Annotated in this window: 20 protein-coding genes; 7 read left to right on the top strand and 13 right to left on the bottom strand. The window is 44.9% G+C overall.

Annotated elements, in window-relative coordinates; all coding sequences use genetic code 11:
• Nucleotides 1-86: 86 nt before the first annotated feature.
• The 4 genes from H1A11_RS02285 to H1A11_RS02270 all read right to left on the bottom strand — a co-directional run bounded on the left by H1A11_RS02285 (nucleotide 87) and on the right by H1A11_RS02270 (nucleotide 8811).
• A complete protein-coding gene (locus H1A11_RS02285) occupies nucleotides 87-1283 on the bottom strand; it encodes an MFS transporter (protein ID WP_117601188.1) in 1197 nt (398 codons plus the stop codon).
• A gap of 136 nt (nucleotides 1284-1419) precedes the next feature.
• The gene (locus H1A11_RS02280; RefSeq protein WP_181757665.1) at nucleotides 1420-2757 is read right to left on the bottom strand and encodes a RagB/SusD family nutrient uptake outer membrane protein; all 1338 of its coding nucleotides are present in this window, start codon (nucleotides 2755-2757) and stop codon (nucleotides 1420-1422) included.
• 19 nt (nucleotides 2758-2776) lie between these two features.
• Complete coding sequence (locus H1A11_RS02275; RefSeq protein WP_117601186.1) at nucleotides 2777-6070, bottom strand: SusC/RagA family TonB-linked outer membrane protein; 3294 nt, start codon at nucleotides 6068-6070, stop codon at nucleotides 2777-2779.
• A gap of 95 nt (nucleotides 6071-6165) precedes the next feature.
• On the bottom strand, nucleotides 6166-8811 hold the full coding sequence (locus H1A11_RS02270; protein WP_117601199.1) for a zinc-dependent metalloprotease: 2646 nt from the start codon (nucleotides 8809-8811) through the stop codon (nucleotides 6166-6168).
• Between the two features lie 355 nt (nucleotides 8812-9166).
• Here H1A11_RS02270 and pheS point away from each other — a divergent pair, with 355 nt between their 5' ends.
• The 6 genes from pheS to H1A11_RS02240 all read left to right on the top strand — a co-directional run bounded on the left by pheS (nucleotide 9167) and on the right by H1A11_RS02240 (nucleotide 16899).
• Complete coding sequence (gene pheS, locus H1A11_RS02265) at nucleotides 9167-10201, top strand: phenylalanine--tRNA ligase subunit alpha (protein WP_022401660.1); 1035 nt, start codon at nucleotides 9167-9169, stop codon at nucleotides 10199-10201.
• 106 nt (nucleotides 10202-10307) lie between these two features.
• Nucleotides 10308-11504, top strand: a complete 1197-nt coding sequence (locus H1A11_RS02260; RefSeq protein WP_005826370.1) for an MFS transporter — start codon at nucleotides 10308-10310, stop codon at nucleotides 11502-11504.
• Nucleotides 11501-12175 carry an endonuclease III gene (gene nth / locus H1A11_RS02255; RefSeq protein WP_181757664.1) on the top strand — a complete coding sequence of 225 codons (675 nt, stop codon included), beginning with the start codon at nucleotides 11501-11503 and terminating at the stop codon, nucleotides 12173-12175. The genes H1A11_RS02260 and nth overlap by 4 nt, the downstream gene beginning before the upstream one ends.
• 88 nt (nucleotides 12176-12263) lie before the next feature.
• The gene (gene pgk / locus H1A11_RS02250) at nucleotides 12264-13523 is read left to right on the top strand and encodes a phosphoglycerate kinase (protein WP_117601185.1); all 1260 of its coding nucleotides are present in this window, start codon (nucleotides 12264-12266) and stop codon (nucleotides 13521-13523) included.
• 76 nt (nucleotides 13524-13599) lie between these two features.
• Nucleotides 13600-14625, top strand: coding sequence for a porin (locus H1A11_RS02245; RefSeq protein ID WP_181757663.1), 1026 nt, complete (start codon nucleotides 13600-13602; stop codon nucleotides 14623-14625).
• An 81-nt stretch (nucleotides 14626-14706) separates the two neighbouring features.
• Entirely contained in the window at nucleotides 14707-16899 is a 2193-nt protein-coding gene (locus H1A11_RS02240) for a tetratricopeptide repeat protein (protein ID WP_181757662.1), read from the top strand.
• On the opposite strand, the gene H1A11_RS02235 is transcribed toward H1A11_RS02240, so the two are convergent.
• The 6 genes from H1A11_RS02235 to H1A11_RS02210 form a co-directional block, all read right to left on the bottom strand.
• Entirely contained in the window at nucleotides 16896-17477 is a 582-nt protein-coding gene (locus tag H1A11_RS02235; RefSeq protein WP_005835770.1) for a Maf-like protein, read from the bottom strand. The two genes, H1A11_RS02240 and H1A11_RS02235, sit on opposite strands and share 4 nt — an antisense overlap.
• A 46-nt stretch (nucleotides 17478-17523) precedes the next feature.
• Nucleotides 17524-18054 carry an HAD family hydrolase gene (locus H1A11_RS02230; protein ID WP_005826358.1) on the bottom strand — a complete coding sequence of 177 codons (531 nt, stop codon included), beginning with the start codon at nucleotides 18052-18054 and terminating at the stop codon, nucleotides 17524-17526.
• A gap of 79 nt (nucleotides 18055-18133) precedes the next feature.
• Nucleotides 18134-18931 (bottom strand): Rossmann-like and DUF2520 domain-containing protein, encoded by a 798-nt coding sequence (locus H1A11_RS02225; protein WP_174646219.1) that lies wholly within the window; start codon nucleotides 18929-18931, stop codon nucleotides 18134-18136.
• Between the two features lie 4 nt (nucleotides 18932-18935).
• The gene (locus H1A11_RS02220; protein ID WP_022401668.1) at nucleotides 18936-19271 is read right to left on the bottom strand and encodes a hypothetical protein; all 336 of its coding nucleotides are present in this window, start codon (nucleotides 19269-19271) and stop codon (nucleotides 18936-18938) included.
• Between the two features lie 2 nt (nucleotides 19272-19273).
• Nucleotides 19274-19810 carry a nitroreductase family protein gene (locus tag H1A11_RS02215; RefSeq protein ID WP_005826354.1) on the bottom strand — a complete coding sequence of 179 codons (537 nt, stop codon included), beginning with the start codon at nucleotides 19808-19810 and terminating at the stop codon, nucleotides 19274-19276.
• A 93-nt stretch (nucleotides 19811-19903) separates the two neighbouring features.
• Nucleotides 19904-21184: a DUF4026 domain-containing protein gene (locus H1A11_RS02210; RefSeq protein ID WP_165853592.1), complete on the bottom strand. Its 1281-nt coding sequence runs from the start codon at nucleotides 21182-21184 to the stop codon at nucleotides 19904-19906.
• Nucleotides 21185-21286: 102 nt separating this feature from the next.
• On the opposite strand from H1A11_RS02210, the gene H1A11_RS02205 reads away from it, so the two are divergent.
• On the top strand, nucleotides 21287-22270 hold the full coding sequence (locus H1A11_RS02205) for a GNAT family N-acetyltransferase (RefSeq protein ID WP_181757661.1): 984 nt from the start codon (nucleotides 21287-21289) through the stop codon (nucleotides 22268-22270).
• Between the two features lie 8 nt (nucleotides 22271-22278).
• On the opposite strand, the gene H1A11_RS02200 is transcribed toward H1A11_RS02205, so the two are convergent.
• The 3 genes from H1A11_RS02200 to H1A11_RS02190 all read right to left on the bottom strand — a co-directional run bounded on the left by H1A11_RS02200 (nucleotide 22279) and on the right by H1A11_RS02190 (nucleotide 26558).
• The gene (locus tag H1A11_RS02200; protein ID WP_181757660.1) at nucleotides 22279-24351 is read right to left on the bottom strand and encodes an alpha-amylase family glycosyl hydrolase; all 2073 of its coding nucleotides are present in this window, start codon (nucleotides 24349-24351) and stop codon (nucleotides 22279-22281) included.
• A 120-nt stretch (nucleotides 24352-24471) separates the two neighbouring features.
• Entirely contained in the window at nucleotides 24472-25569 is a 1098-nt protein-coding gene (locus H1A11_RS02195) for a ChaN family lipoprotein (RefSeq protein ID WP_255461505.1), read from the bottom strand.
• A gap of 83 nt (nucleotides 25570-25652) precedes the next feature.
• Nucleotides 25653-26558, bottom strand: a complete 906-nt coding sequence (locus H1A11_RS02190) for an alpha/beta hydrolase (protein ID WP_181757659.1) — start codon at nucleotides 26556-26558, stop codon at nucleotides 25653-25655.
• Nucleotides 26559-26637 lie beyond the last annotated feature (79 nt).

The raw sequence follows: 26637 nt of genomic DNA, 5'->3' as shown, positions 1-26637 counted from the left end.
TAAATTGTAGGAATTAACTGAGGACTCACTACATTGACTGCACCTTTCGTTCTCTCTGCATGGCTGACAATGGGAATACAAAACCTCTATCTCTTTTTCAAATTAGGCAGAAAGCAAGCCACCAACCCCAACAAAGGCATAAAGGCACATACATTATAAACAGCCTCTATACCATACTTATCTGCCATACCTCCCAATATAGCCGAAGCGATACCGGCAATTCCAAAAGCGAAACCAAAGAACAACCCGGAAATCAAACCCAACTTATTAGGCAGCAATTCCTGTGCATACAGCAATATGGCAGGAAAAGCGGAAGAAAGCATCAGACCGACACAGAAACTCAGCACTACCGTCCATGCAAGCCCTACATGAGGCATCATCATACTGAATGGAGCCGTTCCAAGAATGGAAGCCCAGATAACATACTTACGCCCAGCTCTATCACCTACAGGGCCTCCCACCAATGTTCCGATGGCAGTGGCTACCAGGAAGACAAACAAAAAGAGCTGTGAGTCCTGAACAGTGACACCAAATTTATGGATCAGATAGAATGTATAGTAACTCGTCAGACTTGCCATATAGATATATTTGGAGAAGATAAGTATCAGCAGAATACTTATGGCAAACACCGTCATCCTTGAAGAAAGGGGACGTTCTATCTTTCCTGCCACGAGCATCGGGCTTTTCTTGATGTGGTTCAAGTAGGAACGGAACCAACGGCATATAGGAATCATCACCACGATGGCAATCAAGGCAAAAGCCGTGAAAAAAGCAATATGTCGCCTCCCATAAGGAGCTACCAGTAAAGCCACCAGCAATGGTCCAAGCGAGCCTCCCAAATTCCCACCCACTTGAAACAGAGACTGCGCCAGTCCGCGTTTTCCGCCAGAAGCCAGAAAGGCAATGCGCGACGCCTCTGGATGGAGTACAGATGAACCGATACCCACAATGAATACCGAAGCCAGCAGCCAATACAGATTAGTTGCAAAAGCCAGATTCATAATGCCGACCAAAGTAAAGCACATACCTATTGGCAATGACCAGGCAATGGGGCGCTTATCAAAGAACAATCCCATTAGAGGCTGAAACACGGACGCCGACATCTGATACACCAACGTAATCAGACCAATCTGGGCAAAACTCAAGGATAAATCCTCCTTGAACAAAGGGTATATCGCCGAAATGACCGATTGCAGCATATCGTTCAAGCAATGCGAAATACTCAATGCTATAAGAATTGGAAAAGCAATTCTACGGATAGGAGGTCTCTGATTCTGTATCATCTTATATTGTCTATTACAAAAACGGTGCAAAGGTACGTAAAAAACATATATCCAATCCACATTAAGACAAAACTCCCCGATTCCCTGCGCTGTTCAGCCGAGAATCGGGGAGTTTAATCTTTACCGGTCATCTTTATCAGTTCAGCAATCCCGGATTGGCTTCTATGGCTTCTTTCGGAATGGACAATGTATAACGGGCATCATCTTCTTCGAGTACATAACGCGTACCACCAAGCACTTTCTCCAAACGTGGACGAGTGGAACGACGAAGGTCAAACCAACGATGTCCTTCAAAAGCAAGTTCACGGGCACGCTCATCCAATATTTCCTGTACCAACGCTTCCTTATCCATAGCGTTGACAGCAATAGATTTTGCTTCGTAAGCCTCCGGTGCATAACGTTTCCGCATCAATTCCAGCAGGCGGGTACGTGCCTGAGGCAGTTGTCCTAGTTGAGCAGCAGCCTCAGCAGCCGTCAGATATATTTCACCTACACGGAAAGTACACAAATAGTTGTTACTTCCCGCCTTCTTGTTCTTCCTGAAACCTTTTTCATCCGCTTCAGCAAAATATTTATCCAGCCGAAGGTCGTTCTCAGCATAAAGGGAGAGAAAAACCGGAGTAGCCAGAGCAGCCCCATTGACTGTACTACTCAAAGGTGTCTCCAACGGAGTGATATTCTCTACGGAATTATAATTGTTAGGAAGAGTTGCAGCGTCATCATTCAAATCTACCAATACAGACTTCACGGCAAGCACTGCTTCAGCAGCATTCCAAGCTGCTTGCCACTCACCCTTGTAAAGGGATACACGCGACTGAAACGCCTCTACCGAAGCTGTATTGAAACGATATGAATATCTCTGCTCCCATTCTGCCTCCGTAACCAGTTTGCGCGCCTCATCAATATCTTCTTGGATGGAAACATAAACTTCTTTCACTGTATTGCGTTTCAGGACTTTCTCCAAATCAGTATCCAGTTTCAGTGGCATCGATTTGGTATCCAAAGCTCCCTCCTTAGTATAGGGCTGCCCATAAAGATTTACCAATAAGAAATGTACATAAGCACGGAGCATATACGCTTCTCCTACAAGCTGATTTATCTCTTCTTCAGTACCTTCTTTGATATCACTCTTGCTCTCTATAACATGATTGGCAATAAAAAGCACATTATAATACTTGGCCCATTCAAACGATGAGGTATAGGCATTGGGGGCAAGATCGTTCCAGCGCTCTATATCCATATAATAATTTTGATCATATTCATCATCCCGAACCTGCATCTCGTCGGAACGGAAACAAGCCATTCCCCGGTCACTGAATTTACTCACGTCCTTATAAGAACGGGCAAGCAACGCCCTATACTCAGCCAAAGAATTGGGAATGACACTACCGGTAGGCTGTATATCCAGATAGTTGTCGCATGCCGCAAGCAGAAGCATGCAGGCCATTATCATCAGACTTATTGTTTTCTTCATTTTCTTTCTGCTTTTGAAGTTAGAAATTCAAGTTCAAACTGAATGTAACCGACTTGGGTACGGGAGTTGCATAAGGATTGTACATCGACTCCGGATCCATGTAGTTATTATATCCCGAACCAAACACGAAGAGATTGCGTCCTTCAACAGATACCGTTGCCGAGTTCATTCCCAAACGCTTTGTCAGGAGTTCAGGGATACGGTAACCCAGACGCAGATTCTGCAAACGTACGTAGTTCAGCTTCTTCACCCAGATATCCAAATCTCTCCAGATGGTTTTAGAATCATACCAAGAGTACTCTTCCGGGTTGGAAGCACTCAGCATAAATGCCGGAAGCTCCGCATTCGGGTTTTCCGGAGTCCAGCGGTTCAGCACATCAGCATTATAGTTCTTGCCATAATCCGGATTGATGATGTCATAAGAGGGCTGCGTACGTACGTACCCACCAAACGTCAAAGAGAAATTGACATTCAACTCCCAGTTTTTATAGCTGAAGGTATTAATCAAACCTCCCGTATAAGGAGCATCGCTACTCCCGATATACGAATAGAAGGTCCTCTCTTCGGCTGCAGTTACATCGGAAGAGGCAATACCTATCCCCCACTCATCTTTCAGGCGGTAGAGTTCCTTCAAGGTCACTTTCTCTCCCTCCGGATTATAGAACATCATGTTACCTGTTTCCTTATCTACACCCGCAGTCTTCAGTGCAAAAATTGCTCCTACTGGATAGCCTTCACGCCCCGGAGTGGTCTGCTGTTCGGGAATATTTTCTTGCAGCACCTTATTACCGTTATAAGCAAAATTGAAATTTGTATACCAAGAGAAATTCTTCGTCGTTATGTTACGGGTAGACAAGCTGATTTCCACACCTTTGTTCTCCATACTTGCCCAGTTGACGTTCATAGAAGTAAAACCTGTCTCCAAAGGAAGCATGCGCAAAGCTATTAAATCGGTACCCTTACGGTAATAATAGTCCACACTCAGATTGATAGCCTGGTTCAATACAGAAAAATCAAAGCCTGCATTGACTGATTGCGTCTTTTCCCAACGCAACTTCTTATTGGGAGCGGAATTAATAACAATCATATCTTCCGACACACCGGGCAGAATACTTTCCGATCGGTAAGTACCCAGCAGGAACGGAGAGGTATTCTTATCAATATTTCCCTGCAGACCGTAGGATGCACGGAACACCAGGTTGTCCACCCACTTGGCCTGCTGCATAAACGGTTCTTGTGACAGACGCCACAATGCACTGACAGAATAAAGAGGAAGATAACGGTACTTCTTATCCACACCGAAAAGGTCGGAACCGTCAAAACGGATACTTCCTCCCACCGTGTAGCGGTTCAACAAAGAGTAAGAGGCCGTAGAGTAGAAAGATACATAAGCATTCTCCTTATACGTTGTCTGATGGAGCGGGAAAGACGTGGCGTAACTTTCGTTGGGGAAAATCACCGGTTTGGTCGTCAACGTCTTGCGGTCGAAGCCATACCCTGCCGAGAACAAGGTTTCATACCAAGTCTTGCGTAGTTCGGTACCCGCCATCACTTCCAACTCGTGAATATCATTGAAACTGTCACGATATTCTCCCATCGCCTTCCAGGTAATTTGTGAATTGGAATTCTCGTATGACTTCTGCATCCCCCCTTCGGGTAGAAAATGCTTCGTTTCCCCATCCTGAGAGTATTCGCTCAACTTGTAATAATAACGCATGGCATAACTTTCCCAGTCTGCTATCTCTTCTCTGGAAGTCTTTTCCAACTGATAACCGAACTGGGAAGTCAGCTTCCATTTGTCATTAAAACGAAGTTCCGCATCAAATATGGACGAAAAAGAATTCACTACGCTTTCATTGGACGTGTTCCGACGTTCCTCAAAGATATTAAACCCTAAATCCTTATCGGTATTATTCTGAATATCATAATCGTAATTATAGTTTCCATTTTCATCGTAAAGCTCGAAATACGGATTAGCCTTGCGCGAATAGAACACGGGATTGGACATGCCATATGCATCTGTCAGATAATTGGTATTTTTACGACGATTGGCAAACATGGAGGCACCCACCTTTAATATATTGTTTACTTTGTAAGACGTCTTTCCTACCAGGTTAAAACGGTCCATACTCACACCGTCCACATTTCCATCTTCTTTGTAATAGCCGAAAGAGGTATAATAAGTAACTCTTTCCGTACCGCCGGAAAGACTCAGATTATATTCCTGGCTGAAAGCATCACGGAAAAGAACATCTCCCCAGTCTGTATTTATATTCTTCAAACGGTTGATAGCAGCTTGCGTCTCACTGCTCAGAGCATCCCATCCTCCATTCTGAAAGGCAGACAACTCATTGTAATTGGAAAGAATATTATATACACCTCCTTTATGATTGTCCGGAGAATAGTTGTTACGGATCATATCCATTTCCAATCCTACTTTCTCCGCTGAGTTCAGCAAGTTCAACCGGTCAAGGCTCAATGTAGGAGTATAGGTAAATCGGGATGAGAAACTGATAACCGGTTTACCGACCTTCCCTTTCTTTGTCGTAATCACAATGACGCCATTGGCTGCACGCGCACCATAGATGGCTGTGGCTGCCGCATCCTTCAGAATGGTGATATTCTCAATATCCGCCGGATTCAAGCCCGCAATGGAAGATTGTTTCATGTTGGTGATGTCATTCAGTTCATCCGGTTCAGGAACATCCGTTCCCTCCAAAGGAATGCCGTCCAGCACCCATAAAGGGTCTTGTGTACCATTCAACGAAGCGGTACCGCGAATGCGTATCTTTGCCGGAGCACCCGGAGCACCTGAAGTCGGGCTGACAGAAAGTCCGGCAATTTGTCCGGCAAGTGCCTGATCAATACTTTTTACTGCACCAATAGTCTCATCCGATATATCCAATTTGGACACCGCTGCCGTCAGCTTGCGACGCTCCACCGTCTGATAACCCGTCACAACAACGGCATCGAGCATTTGGGAAGATACATGAAGTGTTATTTCATAAAATTCCTTCCCCGGAACAAGCTTTACTTCCAATACGTCATACCCCACGTAGCTACAAAAGAAACGGGTTATCCCGGCAGGTATAGCTATAGAGAACTGACCATCCACATCAGTAATAACCCCCATTGTAGTCTGAGCACTTCCCGCCTTTTTCAAGTCTTCCGGAGTCACATAGATGGAAGCACCGATAAGCGGTAGGTTATCCTCTGAAGATATTACTACGCCCTGGACTTTTTTCTCTGCAGCAAAAGCAGATGACAAAACTCCCACAAGGCATAGCAAAACGATTAATACACGTTTTTCCATGCGTTACATATAAAATTAAATTAATACTCAAATTAGGGATTAAGGATTAGCGGTTAGTTACTAACGACTTATCCCTAACCCTTAATCGCTAATCCCTAATTCTTCATTCCTAATGCTGTATTGATACGCAAAATCAAATCCTTATAATGATATCTAGTGGCTATATCCGATGTACCTAAACGGCTCTGAAGCAGTTCCTTGATGCGGAGCAACTCACCACGCTTCACTGAAATGACATCAGATACGCGGTTTATCTGCGAACCGTAGAAGTTCAGTTCGCGGTGGGCCCCCATACGGTCGGCATCCAAAGTCTTACCAACATGCTCGTCACAACTGCAAAGGGCAGTCTGGTGGTCCAGCAAGAAGTGGTTGTCCATCAGTTTTTTGTTTATTTTCACTCCTTCGCTTTCGGCAGCTGCCGTAATCAGCGCATCTACGAAATTCTTCTGCAAGGCGCGTGTCATGACGTCCGGCAAAGCACCGCGTTCCGTAGTGGCAAAGATGTTGCGATGCAGGCCATCCATCAGCTCTACCACCGTGAAAGCCTTTTTGCCGTTCACCGATTCGTTCTCCAACATACGCATCAGGCGGTTGTTGCCCAGCAAATCCCAAAGGATATAGGATTGGGCATTCTTCAACACCTGTGTCGGTGCATTCTCCACTACGCCCAGCGGAGTGTTGCGCAGCAAGTAGGTGTACTCTCCCACTTCCGTGTCGAACAGCCATTTGGGATAGGTCAGCACTTCGTCCAGCAGGAACTTCAAGGCTGCTTGCTGCTTTTCTTTTTCTACGAAGGTATAGGTTTTCTGTCCGTCGCCCACAACGGTGTTTTCTATATAGATACCACCGATGTTTGCCAATACATGATAGAGGTAATTGTTCCATTGGTTGATAACCGCATAGTATAGGCGGGAAGCTTCTTCATAAGTCTGTCCTTTCTCGCCAGTGGTAGTCCATTGGATGATTTGAGGAACAATACGCTTCAAGTTCTCAATACCCAGCAGAGATGAGCGGACAGCATCATCGCCCAAATCTTCATTCTGTGCACGCGGGTCTACGGCATCACGCACATCCTGCGCCTCACTATATTTATATAAACGGTCTGCATGACGGCTCAGGAAGTCGGCAAGCAAATCCTTCTCCGCCTCTGGGGTTTCTTTACCATACCAACGATAGCCGTATTCTATGGCAAACATATCATACGGACCGATATGGGGAGAAAGCGCCGTAACACCGTCACCCGGCTGTGCCACATAGTTGAAACGTGCATAGTCCATGATAGAGGAAGAAGTGGTATTCATACAATCCGTAAATGTTTTGGAACGCAGGGAATCTGTCGGAAAAGTCCAGGAAGCAATCATATTGTGACGCAAACCCAACGAGTGCCCCACCTCATGGCATGCCACAAAACGCATGGCATCACCCATCAGTTCATCCGGCAGCTTTACTCCTCTTGCTTCAGGACGTACGACACCGGTTTGCACTGTAATCCATTCCTGGAGCATACCCAGCACATTATGCCACCACATGATGTCCGCTTCCAATATCTCGCCAGAACGTGGGTCAAGGATAGAAGGTCCCATGGCATTGGCTTTGGTGGAGGCCGCATAGGTCAGCACAGAGTAGTTCACGTCATCCTTATCCACATTCATACTGTCCGTTAACTCCCTTGCGACGATGGCATTCTTGAATCCGGCACGTTCAAAAGCAGCCTGCCAATCCTCAATTCCCTGCTTGATATATTTCCGCCAACGACGGGGAGTGGAGTTCTCGATATAGAACACGATTGGTTTGACCGGTTCCACCAATTCACCACGAAGATAACGCTCCCGGTCTTCCGGTTTCGGTTCCAGACGCCAGCGGGTGATGAAGGGTTTCTTGTCTACACGCTGCTGACCGTCACTGTAATTCAATAACGGATTGGTAAAGTAACCTACACGCGGACTATCCAGACGTCCCATCATCGGTTTCTCCGGCAACAGCAACAGAGAGGAACTGACTTCGACCGTAACAAACACAGTCGTTGTTCCCTCAGTCACCTTAGTTGTCAACTCGGAAGTAGCTACCACATTGTTCTCAAAAGCTTTGATAGATAAAATGCGGGAGAGATTTTTGATGGCCGAAGTTCCCAGGTTGATATTTGTAAAGACATTATTGATGCTCGTCTCCGTACCATCATAAATATCGTTGACCTTGACCACTATCATGGTAGAGTCATTATTGAATGCTTCTATCTTGAAACCGGCTATCAGCGGAGAAATATAATTATCCAGTACGGACTGCCGTATGGCATCCTCATCCGGCGCCAATGGAAGAGGACGGCTCTGACGTACCAACAGCTTGTTGGCAGCCTTGTCCAATTCAAAACGCACCATCTGATTTTCGTAATTCGTACCACGGTTCACACCCGCCTCATTCAGTTCGGAAGGAACACGCTGTAATTTATTTACTACCAGCATATCACGTCCCAGCAGCCTTGCCGGCACTTCAAAGTAATAATCGCTCTTCTTCTGGTAAACATTGAACATTCCCTTGCAGGCAATAGCACCTGAACCCGTCAATTTCTCGTAGTCGCTCTTGGATTGAACGCTGTCCTTGGCTTCACTCTTCTTTTTCTTACGGAACCATCCCATAGCTTCGGAAGAAGCAAAATCAGATGTACCGGCATGCAACAATACGGCAGGCTCACACATGAGTACTCCCGCAACTGCCACGACTGGCAGGATTGTCTTCAATTTCATCAATTCAAACTCTAACTTTAATGCAACAATTACTCCGTTAACTCTCTCTCTTTGACGTATGTTAATAAATACCAACCGCCAGTTTGTTCTACCTCCATAGAACGGTAAACGGGGCACAAAGATACAAAAAGTATATTTTAAAAGTCACTAAACAACGCTCATTTATGTTTTTTCCATAAACAATATGAAGACTTTTATATATTATTATTTTTTCTCCAATCCTTTATCATTGCTTCTTCACATGAAATTTTGTACCACTGACACCAAATAATCTTCCCCAATTGGCGGCAAAACAATGATAATATTGTATCTTTGCACCGTTTTTAACTTAGAAAATAAATAAGATAACAACGATATGATAGCTAAAATCAATCAGCTTCTGCAGGAAGTAGAGGCACTGAAAGCCGCTAACCCCGAGGAATTAGAGGCACTCCGCATCAAATACCTCAGCAAAAAAGGAGCCATCAATGACTTGATGGCAGATTTCCGCAATGTAGCCGCCGAACAGAAAAAAGAGGTGGGTATGCGCTTGAACGAACTGAAAAACAAAGCACAAGAAAAGATTGCCGCCTTGAAGGAACAGTTCGAAAGCCAGGATACTGGTTGTGACGATATTGACTTGACTCGTTCAGCCTACCCGATAGAATTAGGAACCCGCCATCCGCTTTCCATCGTGAGAAACGAAATCATCGATATATTTGCCCGTATGGGATTCAATATCGCCGATGGACCGGAAATGGAAGACGACTGGCACGTATTCTCCTCCATGAATTTTGCCGAAGACCATCCGGCACGCGACATGCAGGATACATTCTTCATCGAAAATGATACAGAAAACGTATCGCACAGCATCATTCTTCGCACACACACATCCAGCGTGCAAAGCCGTGTTATGGAGACCACGCAGCCTCCTATCCGCGTACTTTGTCCGGGACGTGTATACCGTAATGAGGCCATCAGCTACCGTGCACACGCATTCTTCCATCAGGTAGAAGCCTTATATGTAGACCGCAATGTGTCTTTCACTGACTTGAAGCAGGCCTTACTGCTCTTTGCTCAAGAGATGTTCGGCAGTAACACCAAGATTCGTCTGCGTCCTTCCTACTTCCCCTTCACCGAGCCGAGTGCCGAAATGGACATCAGCTGTAATATCTGCGGCGGCAAGGGCTGTCCTTTCTGCAAGCATACGGGTTGGGTAGAAATTCTGGGATGCGGTATGGTAGATCCGAATGTATTGGAGCTGAACGGAATAGACAGCAAAGTGTATAGCGGATATGCCCTGGGTATGGGTATAGAACGCATCACCAACTTGAAATACCAGGTGAAAGACCTTCGTATGTTCTCTGAAAATGACACACGCTTTCTGAAAGAATTCGAGAGCGCTTACTAAATATAGTGAATAACGGCTAGTGATTAGTGATTAATAAGTTGCGCATTTTCAGCATATCATTAATCACTCATCACTAACCACTCATCGCTAACCACTATTTTTCGCTATGGCAAAAGACAAACTTGTAACTTCCGGCTATTGCCTTATCCTGGCTGCCAATTTCCTTTTGTATTTTGCCTTTTATCTGATACTACCGGTTCTTCCATTCTACCTGACTGAGGTATTCCATACCGGAAATGCAGCAGTGGGTGTCATCTTGTCATGCTACACCATTGCCTCGCTCTGCATACGCCCGTTCTCGGGATACCTGCTCGACACGCTAGCCCGCAAGCCTCTTTATCTGGTGGCATACTTCATCTTTATCACCATTTTCGCAGGTTACATGTTAGCGGGAGTCCTATCTTTATTCATCATGTTGCGGGTTGTCCACGGCCTTGCATTTGGAATGGTGACCGTAGCGGGAAATACAATTGTGATTGACATTACCCCTTCGTCCCGTCGCGGCGAAGCCGTAGGATATTATGGACTGATGAACAATACAGCCATGAGCTTCGGCCCGATGATTGGTCTTTTCATGCATGACATATATTCCTTTGAAACGATTTTTGCCTGCTCGCTCATATCAGGAACTATCGGTTTTGTTGCCGCATGCCTCGTCAAGACCCCACCCAAACAACCTGTCAAACGAGAACCTATCTCATTGGACCGCTTTGTGCTGCTGAAAGGTATCCCGGCAGGAATCGCACTGCTACTGCTCTCCATACCATATGGCATGACAAGCACTTATGTAGCCATGTATGCCAAAGAAATAGGAATTACCTTGAATTCCGGATTGTTTTTTACTTTTATGGCCGTCGGCATGGCAGTGTCCCGTATGTTCTCCGGCAAACAAGTGGATAAAGGACGTATCACCCAAGTCATAACTTTAGGACTATATCTGGTATGTAGCTGTTTCTTCATATTATCCGCTTGCGGACTACTGATGAAGACCGTCCCGGAACTGACAAACATATTGTTTTTTATGGTTGCCCTCCTATTGGGAGTAGGCTTCGGGACGATGTTCCCCGCCTTCAATACGCTGTTCGTAAATCTGGCCCCCAACAACCAGCGCGGAACAGCCACCTCTACCTACCTGACTTCATGGGATGTAGGCATTGGCATAGGCCTGACAGCAGGAGGTTATATCGCACAGATTACCTCTTTCGATATGGCATATTTTTTCGGAGCCTGCCTCACGGTTATCTCCATCTTTTATTTCAATCTGAAAGTATCTCCTCACTATCATAAAAACAAATTAAGATGAGAAAGAAAGAGCGTTATGAAAAAATCCTTGCTTGGTTTAGGGAGAACGTTCCCGTAGCCGAAACAGAGTTGCATTATGACAATCCGTTCGAGCTGTTGATAGCAGTTATTCTCTCTGCACAATGTACGGACAAACGCGTCAATATGATTACCCCTGCCCTTTACCGGGACTTCCCTACTCCCGAAGCACTCGCCGCTACTACTCCCGACGTGGTATACGAGTATATCCGCAGCGTGTCCTATCCCAACAACAAGGCCAAGCACCTTGTAGGCATGGCCCAAATGCTGGTGAAAGACTTTAAAAGTGAGGTCCCCGATAGCCTTGAAGAACTGGTAAAACTGCCCGGCGTAGGCCGCAAAACAGCCAATGTCATCCAATCCGTCGTTTTCAATAAAGCGGCTATGGCGGTAGACACACACGTGTTCCGCGTCAGCCATCGCCTGGGCCTGGTATCAGATAAATGTACAACTCCGTTCAGTGTCGAAAAAGAATTGGTAAAACATATACCGGAAGCAGATATCCCCATAGCTCACCACTGGCTTATCCTGCACGGTCGCTATGTATGCCAGGCACGTACTCCACAATGTGATACCTGCGGTTTGCAATTAATGTGCAAATATTACTGCCAGAAATATAAAGTTAGCAAAGAGAACGGCAAAGACAAAGAATAAACAACGGTTTCATAGCAAAAAAAAGAAATAAATGCTAACTTTGCGCTCACTAAAAAGAATTTAATAACACTTTTAAATAAAATAGAGTATTATGACAATTGATCAATTTAACTTTGCCGGAAAAAAGGCATTCGTTCGTGTGGACTTCAACGTACCCTTGGACGAAAACTTCAACATTACAGATGATACCCGTATGCGTGCCGCTCTTCCTACACTGAAGAAGATTTTGGCCGATGGCGGCAGTGTAATTATCGGTTCTCACCTCGGTCGTCCGAAAGGCCCGGCTGACAAGTTCTCTTTGAAGCACATTCTGAAGCATCTCGAAGAGTTGTTGGGTGTTGAGGTGCAATTTGCTAACGACTGCATGGGCGAAGAAGCTGCCGTAAAGGCTGCCGCTCTGCAACCGGGTGAAGTGTTGTTGCTCGAGAACCTCCGTTTCTACGCTGAAGAGGAAGGCAAACCCCGCGGTTTGGCTGAAGATGCTACAGACGAAGAAAAGAAGGCTGCCAAAGCTGCTGTTAAGGAAAGCCAGAAAGAATTCACCAAGAAATTGGCTTCTTATGCAGATTGCTATGTAAACGACGCTTTCGGTACCGCTCACCGTGCACACGCTTCTACTGCATTGATCGCTAAATATTTCGACAAGGACAACAAGATGTTCGGTTACCTGATGGAAAAAGAAGTAAAGGCTGTTGATAAAGTTTTGAACGATATCCAACGTCCGTTTACCGCCATCATGGGTGGTTCCAAGGTTTCTTCTAAGATTGAGATCATTGAAAACCTGCTGAACAAGGTAGACAACCTGATTATTGCCGGCGGTATGACTTATACTTTCACTAAAGCTATGGGCGGCAAAATCGGTATTTCTATCTGCGAAGATGACAAACTGGATTTGGCTCTTGACCTGATGAAGAAAGCAAAAGAAAAAGGCGTAAACCTTGTTTTAGCTGTTGATGCCAAGATTGCAGATTCTTTCTCCAACGATGCCAACACCAAGTTCTGCCCGGTTGACGAAATTCCTGACGGTTGGGAAGGTCTTGATATCGGTCCTGAGACTGAAAAGATCTTTGCAGATGTCATCAAGAACTCCAAGACTATCCTTTGGAACGGTCCGACGGGTGTATTCGAATTCGAGAACTTCACTCACGGTTCACGTGCTGTAGGCGAAGCTATCGTAGAAGCTACCAAGAACGGTGCTTTCTCACTCGTAGGTGGCGGTGACTCTGTAGCTTGTGTCAACAAGTTCGGCTTGGCAAGCGGCGTGTCTTACGTATCTACCGGTGGTGGTGCATTGCTTGAGGCAATCGAAGGAAAGATTCTTCCGGGTATCGCTGCTATCAACGAATAAAAACAAGTAAAATAACATCCAAAGGCAGCTCTTTGAAAAAAGGGTTGCCTTTTTTATACTATCCTTATCCCTAATAATGAGACGAATTCTACTATCCTGCATCCTTTTATCAGCCACATGCATCCTGAAAGCACAAAATGCTTGTCTGAATGATGTAGTCAACACTTTAAAAGACCGCATTTCCCTCTCCGGCTATGCCCAAGTGGGATATACATACGATGATGCGGGCGAAGGTACCAGCAATACTTTTGATATAAAGAGAGTTATCTTTATGGCACGCGGTAAAATCACCGATAAATGGTCGGCTTACTTCATGTACAGCTTTGCCAATACCGGGAAAATCTTGGAAGCCTACACGGAATACCGTTTTCTCCCTCAACTCACAGCACGTATCGGACAGTTCAAAACCATGTATACCATTGAGAACCCAATGTCTCCCTGCTTTGTCGAATTAATAAACTGTTATTCTCAAGCTGTCAATTACCTGGCCGGTATCAATGGCAGTGATCCCTTGTATGGCTCTGCAAGCGGTCGTGATATGGGATTACTAATTTATGGAGACTTGTTTAACTCTTTGATGACTTATAACCTTGCCATCATGAACGGACAAGGCATCAACCTAAAAGACAAAAACAATCAAAAAGACATTGTAGGCAGCTTTATGGTACATCCATTGAAATGGTTGTCCGTCGGCGGTTCTTTTGTTAAAGGAAAAGGATGCGCCGTAGCCGTTTCTTCCATTAATCCGGATATAGCCATAGGAGAGAATTACGCCCGAAACCGCTGGTCGGCAGGTGCTACCATCAAAACAAAATCCGTAGATGTACGTACAGAATACTTGGCTGGAAAAGACGGACACGTTAAAAGTGATGGTTACTATGCAACCGTATCTGCCCATGTGCTTCCCAAATTTGACGTAATAGCCTCTTATGACTATTTCAACAAAAATAAAACTATTTCCGATAAACAGACCAATTATGTAGCAGGTGTACAGTATTGGTTCTATCCCAAATGCCGTCTGCAAGCCCAATACACATACTGTAACCGCCATAAAGGAGAGAATTCAAACCTGCTTCAAGCCCAGTTGCAAGTTCGTTTCTAAAAATGAAAAATGAGAAATTCCGAACTTTTTGGCATTCTTTTTGTAGTTTTGTAGAATACATACCTCAAAAGATACTGATTTATGAACGAACAAGCCATACAAGAGCAATATCAGCATATTGTCGCTCTACTCAAGCAGCAACGGCTGAAGGAAGCGCAATCCCAACTGGAAGCCTTTCTTTGGAACAGCGGTGACTGGCCACTCCGTAACCGTTTGGAACAAGCACAAACATCCTATCAGTATATGCTGCAATACATGTGCCAAGGAATCGACGATCCTGAACGTCAGAAACTATATCGTCAGATTCTGACCGAAACTTGGGAAGTCGCTGACCAGGCACGTCTGTCTCTCCTTGACGGAGTTTCCACGCACTATTACCATTCCCTGCGCAATAACCGGGAACGCCTCCCCAAAGAATACAATATTGCCGCACTACAGAAGGTATTGGAATCTTTCCCTGATGACTTGGCCGTTTGTCAGCTGATGCCGGACAACCAAGGTCTGGACGCCCTACTTCAACGGCACGAACAAACCGCCCAGGTCCTTTTTCTTTCCACATGGAGCAACAGCGACTGGTCTACAGAAGACGAACAGCAAGCTAAAGGATTACTGGAATCAGAAATGCTTCCCGTCAATGATTTGTGCCTGTTCACCAGTGCCGTCATGCTCAGTCTGATGGAGTGCTTTGATACCCGTAAATTCTCATGGTTGCTGGACGCCGTAACGCATGCAAATACGCAAGTAAACCAACGGGCTTTGGTAGGTATCGCTTTCGCACTTCTTTTTCATCCCACCCGTCTGTCGCTTTATCCCGAATTGACAGCCCGCCTTTCCCTGCTCAATGAAGACAGCAGTTTCGGCAAGCAACTGAACCGTATTTATATCGAGCTGCTCCGTAGCCAGGAAACGGAAAAGATAGACAAGAAGATGCGTGAAGAAATCATTCCGGAAATGATGAGGAATGTGAACATCATGCGCAACATGAAATTCGGTTTTGAAGAGAACCCTGAGGAAAACGATCTTAATCCAGATTGGGAGAAAGCTTTTGAAAGTTCCGGACTGGGAGACAAGATACGAGAGATGAACGAATTACAGCTGGAAGGCGCTGACGTCTATATGAGTACGTTTGCACAACTCAAGACTTATCCGTTCTTTAAGGAACCGTACAACTGGTTCTATCCGTTCGACATGCATCACTCCAGCATCATCAAGGAATTCGGATTCAAGCCTACCGGAGACAATGCCATCCTCTCCCTTATCCTCCAATCCGGTTTCTTCTGCAATAGTGACAAATATTCCCTTTGCTTTACAATGGCACATATACCACAGTCACAGCGTACGATGATGCTCAGCCAGATGACTTCTCAGGATCTGGATGCACTCATGGACGAAAGCAAATCCTCCGCTTTGCGGCAGTATGCCGAACGACCGGATGTCATCAGCAACCAGTATGTCCACGACTTATACCGTTTCTTCAAATTAAGCCAGCGCAGACACGAGTTCCGTGACATCTTCAAGGAAGAGATTGCCCTGCACCGTATCCCGGCACTCAAAGAGATTCTGTGCAAACCCGAGCTGCTGATTACCATCGCCGACTTCCACTTCCGCAAAGAACACCCGGCAGAAGCATTGGAGCTTTATAAGGAATTGATAGCCTTGAACCATGCAAATGCAGACATTTTCCAAAAGGCTGGCTATTGCCTGCAAAAGGAAAAGAGGTATAAGGAAGCGATAGACGCCTACCTGAAAGCCGATGTACTAAAGCCCGACCATGTCTGGACAATCCGCCATCTCGCTACGTGCTACCGGCAGATAAGGGACTTTGCCTCTGCACTGGAATACTATAAGAAAGTGGAGGCAATCCAGCCGGAAAGCCATAATGTCCTTTTCTACGCCGGAAGCTGCCTTGCCGAACTGGAAAGATATGAAGAGGCTCTGCAATATTTCTTCAAGCTTGATTTCATCGAAAGCAATTGTATCAAAGCATGGCGTGCTATAGGCTGGTGTTCGTTTGTCAACGGCAAGTATGAGCAAGCAATGAAGTATTACGAAAAGATACTCACCTCCAAACCACTCGCGGCAGACTATCTCAATGCCGGACATGTTGCTTGGAGAACGGGCAAAATAGAAAAAGCTGCAGAACTTTACAGTAAAGCAGCTTTGGAATATGGCGGGCAGGAGATTTTTAGAGAAATGTTCGGTAAAGACAAAGAAACACTTGTCAGACAAGGAATCAGTGAAAAAGATATCCCTCTAATGATGGATCTGGTTTAGATCTCCAACAACTCCCTGTACAGTCTCTGTACGGGGAGCCCCATTATATTATAGTAACTCCCGGATATGTTTTCCACCCCAATGAATCCAATCCACTCTTGTACACCATAAGCTCCGGCTTTATCCATGGGTTGGTATTTGTCCACATAATAGGCAATTTCCTCTTCGCTCAGTTTAGCAAAACGCACTTCTGTTGCCGCTGCAAAACTGCGTTGCCACTCAGTAGTAGTGATGCACACACCGGTAAACACTTCATGGGTACGTCCGGACATGTCGCGCAACATCTGCATGGCTTCTTCCCTATTCTTGGGCTTTCCGAGAACTTGTCCATCCAGCCAGACAATGGTATCTGCCGTAATCATCAATTCGTCCGGATGCATCATATCACGGTAGGCATCCGCCTTTTCCCTGGATATGTAGAGAGGAATATCCGCTCCCCGCAATGTCTCGGGATAAGATTCATCCACATCGGGCAAAGTTCTTACTTCATATTCCACTCCCAAACCAGCCAGCAATTCTTTCCTTCGCGGAGAATTGGAGGCGAGAATCACCTTATATTTCTTCAGATTATCTAACATCATATCATTTACGATTTGACGATTTACAATTTAACGATTGAAACAACTACCAACCGAAAGCTTTTTCATCTGCCATCCAAAGCCCTTGCACTTTCAATACCTGTTCCACAATGTCGCGACCACAGCCATAACCGCCTTCTGCATACGAAATATAGCGAGCCACAGCCTTTACCTCAGGCACAGCATCCTTAGGACAACACGGCAAACCACACTCACGCATCACCTCCAAGTCGGGAATATCATCACCTACATACAATATTTCCTCGTCCTTCAAGCCATGACGGTCACGGAAGTCATGGTAATCATGGATTTTAACAGAAGAACCCATATAGATATTTCCATCCTCAAAACCTAAAGAAGTAAAACGCTTGCGGACCGCTTCTGTACGTCCACCCGTAATTATACCCAGCAACACCCCTTGCTTAGCAGCTAAATGCAGGGAATAACCATCCTTTATGTTGACCGTACGCAGAGGTTCACCCTCTGAACTCATAGGGATAACATTGGCACTCAGCACACCGTCCACATCAAAAACAAGGGCTTTTATCTTTTTCAAATCATAGTTTATGGTACTCATTGCACTTTTTTCTTGTTCATTATAATATACCTATATACAGCAAAACATTCGTTCAAAAGAGGCAAGCATCGGCGTCCGGTTATCTTATTGCCAACCGATGTATATTCTCGCTAATCTCCCGATATAGTTCCAGCATTTGCGGCTCATCGGCAAGCATCCGCAGATGCTCGTCAATGACATTCTCATCATAGCGCACAGCCGGTCCTGTCTGTGCGGCAAGCGGTTCCAGCTCATGCACCTTACGGGCCGTCTCGTCTATCAAGGGAAGCATTGCCTCGAACGGCAACCCGTACTTTTTCAGCAGTTCAGCAGCCAACACATACATGTGATTGGTAAAATTGCACGTAAACACAGCCGCCAGATGCAAACTTTTGCGCTGCTCAGAACTTGCTTCATACACTTTTTCCGATAGGGCTGAGGCAATATCCTTCAGAAGCCGCACATCCTCTTCCGAGTTGCCTTCCACAAAAAACGGTATCTGTCCAAAATCCACTTCACGCTGCTTACTGAAAGTCTGCATCGGATAAAGCACTCCATGACGCGCAACATGCCCCTGCCAAATATTCATAGGAATACTGCCGGCTGTATGCACCCATAAAGCATTCTCCTTTCCAGAAACAATCTGGGGTAATAATTCCACAAAAGCCGCGTCCTTCAGCGAAACGATATAAAGCTGCGCCTCCTTCGTAACCGCCTGCAGATCCGTGGTATATACCGCCTCCACCATCTGTGCCAAGTCCTGCGCCGATTCTTTTGTACGGCTGTAGACCTGCACAATACGGAACCCTTTCCGATAAAGAGCCTTTGCCAGATTAGTAGCCAGATTTCCGGCACCGATAAAGGCAATAGACGTATCTTCTATACTTCTTCCCGCCATACACTTATCTTGTTGCCAACCAATACAGAATAGCCCCTAATACCAGCAATGCCAGTGGCAACAGATAAGCCGACATCGTACCGAGCAAAGCCGTTATCAATCCGAAGTTCAATATCAGCCATAAGCCTATCAATACCAATCCCACCGACTTGTCATGCTTGAACAGCAAAAAAATCACTGCGGTATACAGCAGAAAATTATCCTTATTCATCACCCACGGCAAGCCGATTGCAGAGAAATGCACCAATTTGTCTACCAAATAAAGAATACCGAATACAATCAGTGTGATGGCAGTGGCCTTATACGTATCACGGTTATTGTTTGCTTTTGCTGCACTCACTGTTACTTTCCTCCGTATTTATTGATATGTATCTTTTCCCACTGCAGATTGTCTTCATTGAAAGGCTTACGCTCCATCCCCTTATGACCGATAGCAATAACACTGAGCACCTGCAGCTGCAAAGGAATATCCAGCACCTCGTGCACATACTCGCCTGAAGGCATACCGGAAGCCGTAAAACGTTCTCGCACCTGCACCCAGCAGCTTCCCAGTCCCATATCTTCGGCCTGAAGTTGCAGGTAAATGGAGGCAATGGAGGCATCCTCTATCCACACATCGCTTGCCAACGGGTCGGCAACAACCACTACTGCCAATGCCGCATCGGCAATAAACTGCGATGCCTGCTCCTTGCAATAGGACAATTCCTTCAATTTATCCTTCTCGTCTACCACTATAAACTGCCATGCATTGCTACGCTTCGACGTGGGTGCCATCAAAGCAGCTTTCATCAAAGTAACGACTTGTTCTTGTGTCAATTCTTCTTCTGTAAACTTCCGCATGCTGCGGCGGGCTTTTATCAATTCACTGAAACTTTCCATAACATATTCGTGTTTAGCGAAGGCAAATTTAGATAAAATATCCGGGAATGGCGAATAAAAGCCCTTACAATCTTCTCCCCGCTTCCTTTTGTATCAGACAAGCAGATAGGCGGTATCCGGAGCAACCGAAAATTCCTCTAAATAGATTATCCAGTCGGTCACATCCTCTACCGTAAACCACGCTTCATCACCCTCGTGCATGTGGCTGACGTCGTAAGGTTCTTGTATAAGCTGTCCCTTGAAGCGCTCTCCATCAAACTCCAACAGCTTAAACCAAATATGTTCGCGGTCGTCAGCCTGCTCGGCACTGTCTGTCTTCAAGCCAATTTTAAGCAAGATAGAGCTTTCGTCCTTCTTTGCCATGTATTTCACAAGACCGAAACGCTCGCGAGCCAACGCACTCATGCGATTGGTCTCACGGGTACTAATAAAGAATAGTGGATTCTCACCCCACATGCTATCGTATTCGGACACCTTCCGCAGTCTGCCCTTTTTCTCGTCGTCCTCACTCGTATAGATGAACACGGGTGCCGTGCGGCCGTTGTGTCCTTCCTCACGGTCGTCCGCACTGCCAAGAGCGAGGCTTCGGTACTCATCCAGCGCCTTTGTCCACGAAACGTAGGTGGCCACTATCGGCAAACGGTCATTCAACATTCCGATATATACGCCAGCACCTGGTTCGGGAGTCCTATCGTCTTTATCGAGCAGATGACTGGCAAGGGTGGAAATCAAGTAATAATGGTTGTTGTAATTCTCCTTGTCTGATTTCAGAATCTCAAGTTCATACAAACCGCAACGGTTCAATCCGTGCGTATGCAACCACACCTCGCCTCCTTCATCAGTCACAGCATGTACCGTAAACAAAACACTCGTTCCGGGAACTACCGCCGAGTCGGCAGCTAGAGTGGCCCACCGAGCACAAACCAGTTTCTCGGCACTTTCGTCCACAATGGCAAGCAGGTCGGGCACCATAGCTACAGCAATCTTCAGTTGCAGATGGTAGGACTTCTGCCCGTCAACGCCGAACTTCATGAACACCGTAAGTGCCCTATCGGCTCTGCCAATAGCATATAGTTCTTCGTCAGTGAAATAATAATCCCGACGATTAAACATATCAGGCATTGAAAAATCACCTTCATAGAAGCCTATTTCATACACTTCGCCATCATATCCTACTTCCATATATCCCGGTTCGTCTTCATCAGGCAAACGTTTTTTCAACAATTCCACTCCAGAGATAGCAGCCACGCGCTCAAAAAGCCGTACCGACAAATCCATTCCACCCTCCTTAGGCACTGCCATCATATAAGAGGACTCTTCCCAGTAGCACAGCGGCTGTTCTTCGAGAACCGTTTTCTTTTTCTTAAAAATCATATCCATTCTTTTTATGTAAGACTTCAGCTATAGTGACAAATTTAATAAAAAAGCCTACCCATGCCAACCGAAATTTCAGTTTTTTTGTTAAGTTTGCAAGCAATGCCCCTCAAACTCACTACATATTACCGTGGGAGCAAGGTTCCTGACCTACCGGGGACCAACACCTTCCATTCCACGGAGTTGTTCCGAATCTACGAGGAAACTCCGGGGTATACCCCCATACTCATTGTGGCATCTGAAGATGACAAGCCCGTTGCGAAACTGCTTGCCGCCATACGTAAAAGTGTCCGCATGTTTCCACCCGGCATCATCAAAAGATGTGAGGTGTACGGTACGGGAGAATATTTCAATAACGAGGCAGACAAAGAGACTATCTTCAGTGACATGCTACAAAGGCTTACCAATGAAGCATTGCGCGATTCTTTTCTCATCGAGTTCCGCAACCTGGAAAATGCCATGTTCGGATACAAATCTTTCCGGAACAACCAATACATCGCCATCAATTGGCTGCGGGTGCGCAACTCGCTGCACAGCGTCGAAAAGGTGGAAGAGCGTTTCAGCCCGTCACGTATCCGGCAAATAAAGCAAGGGCTCAAAAACGGCGCCCAAGTGCGGGAAGCACGTACCAAAGAGGAGATTCTCTGTTTTGCCCAGATGTTGCGCCACGTATATTCTTCCAAGATACGGCGCCACTTCCCCAGCATCAAGTTCTTTCAGCATCTCGAAAACCAGTTGACAAAAGGGCAGCAAAGCAAAATCTTCATCGTCACTTATAAGGAGAAGATTATCGGTGGCAGCGCATGCATTTATTCAGATGATAGCGCCTATCTATGGTTCTCTGGTGGCATGCGCAAGACTTATGCCCTGCAATATCCGGGGATTCTTGCCGTATGGAAAGCACTGGATGATGCCAAACAACGCGGATACCGTCACTTAGAGTTCATGGACGTGGGACTTCCCTTCCGTAAACATGGCTACCGTGAGTTCGTTCTCCGCTTTGGAGGAAAACAAAGCAGCACCCGACGCTGGTTCCGTTTCCGTTGGAACTGGCTGAATCGGGTGCTGATAAAGATGTATGAATAAAAACGGCTTTATTGGGATATTTTAAATACGACAGTGCTATATGCGCCCATTTTTACCACAATGTCATCACCGTCCTTCTTCTGCTGAATATCCCCATTTACTCCGACGGCTTTCTCTATCTTATCCGTCAGTGTAATTTCAGTGGCAGAGACACCAAAGTTATGTATTACCAACATTTTCTCTGTATCCTTCGTCATATACCAAGCAGCAATAGTCTTACCGGCAGTGGTATTATTTTCATTGTAAATGCCATGTTTTGACATCTTTCCTTCAGCCAATGAAGGATAAGTATTACGTAATTTGGCAAACCGAATATAAACATTCAACAGAGAACTTTCATCATTCTGCTGTTCCACTACAGACTTTATGCTGGAAGCTACCCCCTTGTCTATCTTATCCGTATAAGCAGTCACCGTATTATCTCCCCACAACATCGGACCGCGCACATACTCGTCACCATTGTTCTTCATTCCATAGAGTCCCAGTTCTTCACCATAATAGATATAAGGTTCGCCCGGACCGGTCAGCAAGACAGCTGCCGCCAGTTTCTCCTTATCAATGGATTTACCCAGTTTGGAAGCAGTACGATCCTCATCATGGTTTGAAAGTTTGGTAGCTTCTATGTAATCCGGGCGGTTAGCAGCATAAAGCTGTTGATAGCTCATGATATCTTTTACAAAGTAACAACCCGTACTGTTATTAATAGCCCACTCCAAACGATACCAAAAGTCAAACTCAAACAGTGCGGGAAGCCCTCGATAATAAGGGGCTACTTCACTAGCACCCGAAAGAACTTCACCCACGATGTAAAGGTCTTCCGTCTTACCCTTCTGTTTATAATAAGCATTCAGTTCATCATAGAAAGTTCTCAAGAAAGTCGGATTTTCTGAACCTCCAGCATTATGATAGATATGTTTCACTGCATCAAGACGGAATCCATCTACTCCACGGTCTATCCATCCCTTAGCTGCTGCGACCACAGCCTTGAATGCCGGAGAATTCTTCAAATCAGACAATTTACCATAATTAAGGTCGGCAAAGGAGGCTGTATAGAAATGAGAGTGATAATACCATAGGTTCATAGACTCAAACATAATATCTTCAGCATCCTCACCTTGTTTTAAAGCAAAAGGTTCGCCATATTTCAGACGAGTGCTGGTAGAGGCAGCACCATATTTATGGTTGCCCCAATCTGTATTGCTGGTACGAATCAAGAATCCCCAAGGTGAAGAGAAGTCCACTGTCAATTCATAAATACCATTTCCCTTATCATAAAATTTCTTGCAAACAGCAGGGTCACCATAATAAAGATACTTGGCACCAGTAGTTGTCTGGTCTGTATTATCCGTATCCGCCTTTTCTGCAACGCTCACCGTCACCGTAGGTTTTGAAGCATTCGACCAATCGAGTACAAATTTATAACATCCACTTACGACATCTGTTGAAGCTGTCGTAGAATACCATTCTCCCGAATTATATCCGTTTCCCCCTTCACTGGAAATCATATCAATTTTTCCCGCCTTGATGTCAGCTTCCGGGTCTTGAGAGAATATGTAGTAATTGCGATATTCACTGTCAGTAGAAGATTTTGCAGCCAAAAACCACGGATGCTCCACACTCGTATGGTTCAAGACATAATCCAGATAAATCTTAATGCCCCGATTATGAGCCTCGGCAACCAATCGGTCAAAATCACTTTCCGTGCCGAACTTCTGATTCACCCTCGTATAATCTGTCACATCATAGCCATGATACGAAGGAGATGGATGAATAGGAGAAAGCCAAATAGCCTTCACACCCAAAGCATCTATATAATCCAGTTTAGAAATTAAGCCATTAATATCGCCATAACCGTCACCATCGCCATCGGAAAAGGAGTAGACCAGTAACTGATAAGAGATGTCCGCACGTTTCTCCCCATCCCAATCTGTAGGAGTTGCAGTTATCACAGTCCATTCTGACGGCGTTGGCTCCGGCTCCGGTTCCGGCGTTGGTGTAGTACCATTATCATCACTGCAAGCTACCAAGCAGAATGATAACACACAAAATAAAAAAAAAGAAAGAAGCTTTATTGTCTTCATATCATTAGATTTTCAAATTATTATGATTCAAAGATAAGGAAGATAAAATAGCTGATAGACAGACTATAATGAAAAAGTGGAGTTAAAGAACGAAAACGTTTGCATAGTTCCCAAACACATCTATTGAACATCTGTATACCGTCTTCTGATATCCACGAAATCTTTTATCATCTTCCAATATTGTTCCCTAGTTTGGGGACGCGGATGCCAATCCGGATCCGGATTATTGCTGACAGCCTCATTCCAATTTGTATCATCCATAAACTTATAGTCTATACTACAAGAAGACAATCCACTAATCGGCTTAAGGAATATATATCCGTCAAATAAGTCTGCCAACGTAAAATCATTATATCCCATTGAGTAATAGCTATCATCATCCAACTTACCTAAAGGTGTACCTTTCAAATCAAAACCTATAGGTTTATTGCCCCTCCTTCCCATTATGGTCTCCAATCTTCCTAAAGCAGGAGAAAGTAATGCCGGCTGACGGTTTAAACGGTTCGGGAAAGGTTGATGCAAAGCTATTGCAACTACTTTTGATCCATATTTAGAGTACAACAAATTTCCAAGAAAATTCTGTTCGTAACGTACATAACCCGGAGACGTATAATCATAGTAGGGAAAATGATAAAAAGTAAAAGCATGGGGAGTTCCGGTCAATACTAATATCTTCTGTCCTGATGCCAGAACTTCCCGTTCCAGCAATCCACACCGAAAGTCCTCAGTATTTCCCAATGGAAATACCTCATGCATATTTTCCGGAGTTCTAACTCCGGAGAATTTTTGCCAGTTATAATGATAACTGATATTCAATATCCGGAACTTCCTTACATCTTTGGGCAGTGAACGGTTCCATTCCCATGCAGCCCTATAAATTTCCATATATTCAGTAATCGCCCATCGGGTATTATAATTGAACATCAGTTCGCGAGCCACTTGCTCATCATACTTCGGAGCATTGATTAGAGAATCCAACCGTCGCTGATCTTCGTATGCCCCAAACTCCATACCCAGTAAAATATTATTCTCGTATAACTTAGGTATCAAATTACAAACAAAGTCCAGATTTTCTTTCACCCCATGGTCTTCTGCTAATAACACAATATCTGCCTTCCGGAATTTGGCTACTAGATAGTCATCAGGCGACATCGCCTCATCATGCAAATAGGCGAGGGCAACCTCCTGAATTTTGTCCTGCGCACTCAATGGTAACAAAAAAAACAATAGGCAAAACAAAATACAATTAAAAACTTTACGAATCATACTTATAAATCAAAAACAATACATTCCTTTCATTATCATCTCTCAGTTCCTATCAAAAATTTCACCGGATATTCCAAACGCTTCATCCAATCCGTTTCTATATGGGCAGCTCCCGGAAAGACCTTAGATATCCACATAGGCTTGGCCCATCCTTTTTCTTTCATCAGCTTATCCAATTTGTCTTGATAAGGAGGATAAAAAGCATCCAATGTCGCGTCTCCCCTATCCATATAAATCAGTCTGCTATTAGCTTTCGGCAAATGATCGGCAAGATAACTTTCAAAAGCAGAAAACCACAAATCAGTCTGCTCCTTAGTAGGCTGTGTACTACTGATAATCATGGTGAGATGGGTAGACAAGCAAGCTGCTCCACCAAAAATCTCAGGATATTCACATATTGCATACAGAGAAATCAGCCCGCCCATACTGGAACCCATTACAAACGTATGCTCTACTCCCTTATTAGTTGAATACTCCTTATCAATAAAGGGTTTGACTTCCTCTACTAAAAAACGGAGATAATTGTCCGCATTAAAGTGAATGTTCTCAGGTATGTTTCCATTAGGCAGATATTTCAAAGCTTTTTGTGGGAAATAATCTTCATACCTGCTTTGAGCAATATTAGCAATACCAACCACAATACATGGCCTTATCTTTTCCTCTTCCAACAGCTCCCCCAAAACTTCATCCACTCCCCATTCTACTTTATTCCAAGTGGAAGCAGCATCAAAAAGCATTTGTCCGTCATGCATATAAACGACATCGTATCTGTTTTCTGGAGAATAATCTGAAGGAAGCCAAACAAAAACATCACGAGGAGCTACAATGGCCGATTTGAACAGAGGATACTCCACGAGTTTTCCAGATGAAACAGTTTGTTGTGCAACACTCCATTGATGCCCCAACAAAATAAACAATACAAATAAAGTTCTTATTTTCACAGCTCACTATTGTTATATTATCTATTAAGAAAAAATGAGGGCTGCCTCGCTATGAAACAGCCCTCATCGTATCGCGCTA

The sequence above is a fragment of the Bacteroides sp. CACC 737 genome, assembly GCF_013874375.1.
GTDB classification, from domain to species: domain Bacteria; phylum Bacteroidota; class Bacteroidia; order Bacteroidales; family Bacteroidaceae; genus Bacteroides; species Bacteroides uniformis.
Note: the sequence above shows the minus strand (reverse complement) of the source record. Positions and strands in the feature narration are given on the sequence as shown.

What these genes read in the sequence shown, in the direction of transcription:
- H1A11_RS02215 (WP_005826354.1), bottom strand. Translation starts at nt 19,810, where the DNA reads ATGGAAAGTTTCAGTGAATTGATAAAAGCCCGCCGCAGCATGCGGAAG.
- H1A11_RS02260 (WP_005826370.1), top strand. Translation starts at nt 10,308, where the DNA reads ATGGCAAAAGACAAACTTGTAACTTCCGGCTATTGCCTTATCCTGGCT.
- pheS (WP_022401660.1), top strand. Translation starts at nt 9,167, where the DNA reads ATGATAGCTAAAATCAATCAGCTTCTGCAGGAAGTAGAGGCACTGAAA.
- H1A11_RS02205 (WP_181757661.1), top strand. Translation starts at nt 21,287, where the DNA reads ATGCCCCTCAAACTCACTACATATTACCGTGGGAGCAAGGTTCCTGAC.
- H1A11_RS02200 (WP_181757660.1), bottom strand. Translation starts at nt 24,351, where the DNA reads ATGAAGACAATAAAGCTTCTTTCTTTTTTTTTATTTTGTGTGTTATCA.
- H1A11_RS02240 (WP_181757662.1), top strand. Translation starts at nt 14,707, where the DNA reads ATGAACGAACAAGCCATACAAGAGCAATATCAGCATATTGTCGCTCTA.
- H1A11_RS02285 (WP_117601188.1), bottom strand. Translation starts at nt 1,283, where the DNA reads ATGATACAGAATCAGAGACCTCCTATCCGTAGAATTGCTTTTCCAATT.
- H1A11_RS02275 (WP_117601186.1), bottom strand. Translation starts at nt 6,070, where the DNA reads ATGGAAAAACGTGTATTAATCGTTTTGCTATGCCTTGTGGGAGTTTTG.
- H1A11_RS02235 (WP_005835770.1), bottom strand. Translation starts at nt 17,477, where the DNA reads ATGTTAGATAATCTGAAGAAATATAAGGTGATTCTCGCCTCCAATTCT.
- nth (WP_181757664.1), top strand. Translation starts at nt 11,501, where the DNA reads ATGAGAAAGAAAGAGCGTTATGAAAAAATCCTTGCTTGGTTTAGGGAG.
- H1A11_RS02225 (WP_174646219.1), bottom strand. Translation starts at nt 18,931, where the DNA reads ATGGCGGGAAGAAGTATAGAAGATACGTCTATTGCCTTTATCGGTGCC.
- H1A11_RS02270 (WP_117601199.1), bottom strand. Translation starts at nt 8,811, where the DNA reads ATGAAATTGAAGACAATCCTGCCAGTCGTGGCAGTTGCGGGAGTACTC.
- H1A11_RS02245 (WP_181757663.1), top strand. Translation starts at nt 13,600, where the DNA reads ATGAGACGAATTCTACTATCCTGCATCCTTTTATCAGCCACATGCATC.
- H1A11_RS02230 (WP_005826358.1), bottom strand. Translation starts at nt 18,054, where the DNA reads ATGAGTACCATAAACTATGATTTGAAAAAGATAAAAGCCCTTGTTTTT.
- H1A11_RS02280 (WP_181757665.1), bottom strand. Translation starts at nt 2,757, where the DNA reads ATGAAGAAAACAATAAGTCTGATGATAATGGCCTGCATGCTTCTGCTT.
- H1A11_RS02210 (WP_165853592.1), bottom strand. Translation starts at nt 21,184, where the DNA reads ATGATTTTTAAGAAAAAGAAAACGGTTCTCGAAGAACAGCCGCTGTGC.